Genomic DNA, 2,176 nt, shown 5'->3' on the forward strand with positions numbered 1-2,176 from the left:
GGCGAACGATTCCTGTTCCGGTGCGACACCGAAGCGCACACTCGTTGCGGAGACAGCTTCTGGATGTCACCCGACGTCCCCGTCAGATTCGCGTTCGACCGGCCCACCCCCGCGACGCTGAACGCGGCGTGGCTGGCGATCCTTGCTCACGTCGCCACCACCTCCGCCGGGCTGTGGCTGGTCCCCGAACCGGTCGTGACGCTGCCGCTGCATCACGACCGCGAGCCTGAACTGGTCGGTGGCCGCTCGTGACAGAACTGCGTGCGCCCCTGTCCTGACGTTGTGGAGTCGAGCAGCGAGGTTCACGCAGCACCGACTCCAGCGGTGACACCCCAGCCGGCCGCCCGGCGCTGGGGCTTCCGGGGTCGAATGGCGTGGCTGGTTCGGAGCTCGTAGCTTCAGTTGCTGGAATCGGTGGGTACGCGCACGATGAGTTTCCGCGGCTCCACCCACGTGCGGATTCCCACCGCGCTCCCGAACTCGTCGCCGTCGAGCTCGATCAGCTCAGGTCGGCTCACGGTGAGGGTGAATCGTTCTCCCTTGATGTAGTTGAGCGCGTCGACCTCCTTGGTGCGGAACTTGCGGCCGAAGCGAGTACGGCTGAGTACGCCGTTCTCCCAGACGATCTTGGTCACGATCTGAGCCCAGCTGATGAATCCCTCGGGGCGGAGCAGCACGATGTCCAGCAGACCGTCATCGACGGCAGCGTCCGGCAGCAGGAGGACGTTCGCCTGCAGCGACCCGCAGTTGCCGATGATGACGGTGTGAGCACGCAGGGACCGTACGCGGTGCGCATCCAGCTTGTAGCGCACCCTGAGCTGATTCTTGTCGCGCAGTGCGGTCGCGATGGCCTTCACGTACGCCAGCCAGCCGACCTTCGCCTTCAGTTCGTCATCAGTATGGGCGAGCATTTTCGCGTCGAGTCCGAGCCCCGCCATGACCACGTACGCATGACGATCGATGCGGTCGTCTTCGCGGCGGATCTCGATCATCCCGAGATCGATCCGCCGGTCCTCGCCGGTGAACGCGGAGTGGATGGAATGCTCCAGATCATCCAAGGTGAGCTTCAGGTTGCGGGCGAGGAGGTTGCCGGTGCCAGAGGGGAGCAGCGCAAGCGAGACAGGGTTCGCCGCCACGGCTTCGGCCACGGCCCGCACCGTGCCGTCCCCACCGGCGACGATGATCATCGCCGCGCCTCGGGCCAGCGCCTCCGACGTCATTCCCTGACCCGGGTCGTCGGCGGTGGTCTCGAACCAGATCGTCTCGCCCCAACCCGCGGCAGCCTGCTCGGCGGCGACCACCGCTCTGAGGGCCGGCAGGTCCACCTTGATCGGGTTGTAGACGACCGCAGCGACGCGCAGCGACTCGGCCGCGGCATCCGGGTCGGGGCGGTCGGTGTCGGTTGGGTCGGTCATCAGGACCTTTCGTCCATCGGATGGTGTGTTTCCATGTCCACTCGCGAAATCCTCAGCGCGGTCTTCGCAGCGATCAAGGTGCGTTTGCGCACCCGGGCTCGAGACAACCAGACCGATCCGATATCCGCGCCCCCCTTGTTTTCCGCGGCCGCATCAGGTCGGAAATCAACGCGCAGTCGGCGCCAGGGCGAAGGACTCGCCTGACAGTTCTGTATCAGGGCATCTCGGCACGATCGGGCTCCAGCTGCAGCTGGATCAGCAATTCCTCCGTGCCGTCGTCGGCAGTTGCGAAGTCACGCCCGATCACCCGTCCAGCCAGGCCGAGGTCCCGTAGTTTCACCAGCTCGCCGCGTGCGGGCACGGAATGAACCTCGACGCGGAGCAACATGCCGCGGTCCAGAGACCAGAAGCAAACCCGCATCCTCACTTCGGATCCTCCCAAGCCATCGAGGTGTGCCGGCTGGGAGGCTCGCGGCGGCGCGAGAGGTTCCTAGGCGGTCTCCTGGCCACCCCGACCTGGCTATCCGCGCGGCAGATCGTTCGGATCTGTCTGGTCGTGGACAGTGAGATGGAGACCCCCGGTCGCACTCGCATTGCGCGCCATTCGCTGGAGCCTGGCTGGATCGAGCCTCTCTGGTGTGGGGGAGTCGAATATGAAGCGAAGCGGGATGGACGGCTGGATCCTCGCCACCTGCCAGACAACGCCGTTGGTCTGCCAGGTCGGCAGCGCATCCGCGCTGAAAGGCAGATCAGGCGAGAGG

4 protein-coding genes are annotated in these 2,176 nt (G+C 65.9%); 1 reads left to right on the forward strand and 3 read right to left on the reverse strand.

What is annotated here, in order from left to right; all coding sequences use genetic code 11:
- Positions 1–252, forward strand: a 252-nt coding sequence (locus Q9R08_RS20790; protein ID WP_470365360.1) for a DUF7882 family protein, incomplete at its 5' end; no start/stop codon positions are given.
- A 146-nt stretch (positions 253–398) separates the two neighbouring features.
- Here Q9R08_RS20790 and Q9R08_RS20795 read toward each other — a convergent pair.
- The 3 genes from Q9R08_RS20795 to Q9R08_RS20865 all read right to left on the reverse strand — a co-directional run bounded on the left by Q9R08_RS20795 (position 399) and on the right by Q9R08_RS20865 (position 2,106).
- Entirely contained in the window at positions 399–1,415 is a 1,017-nt protein-coding gene (locus Q9R08_RS20795; protein ID WP_308870202.1) for a diacylglycerol/lipid kinase family protein, read from the reverse strand.
- Positions 1,416–1,629: 214 nt separating this feature from the next.
- Positions 1,630–1,842, reverse strand: a complete 213-nt coding sequence (locus Q9R08_RS20800) for a hypothetical protein (protein ID WP_308870204.1) — start codon at positions 1,840–1,842, stop codon at positions 1,630–1,632.
- 93 nt (positions 1,843–1,935) lie between these two features.
- Positions 1,936–2,106 carry a DUF7882 family protein gene (locus Q9R08_RS20865; protein ID WP_470365361.1) on the reverse strand — a complete coding sequence of 57 codons (171 nt, stop codon included), beginning with the start codon at positions 2,104–2,106 and terminating at the stop codon, positions 1,936–1,938.
- Positions 2,107–2,176 lie beyond the last annotated feature (70 nt).

Source organism: Microbacterium psychrotolerans, assembly GCF_031085295.1.
Classification (GTDB): domain Bacteria; phylum Actinomycetota; class Actinomycetes; order Actinomycetales; family Microbacteriaceae; genus Microbacterium; species Microbacterium psychrotolerans.

What these genes read in the sequence shown, in the direction of transcription:
- Q9R08_RS20795 (WP_308870202.1), bottom strand. Translation starts at nt 1,415, where the DNA reads ATGACCGACCCAACCGACACCGACCGCCCCGACCCGGATGCCGCGGCC.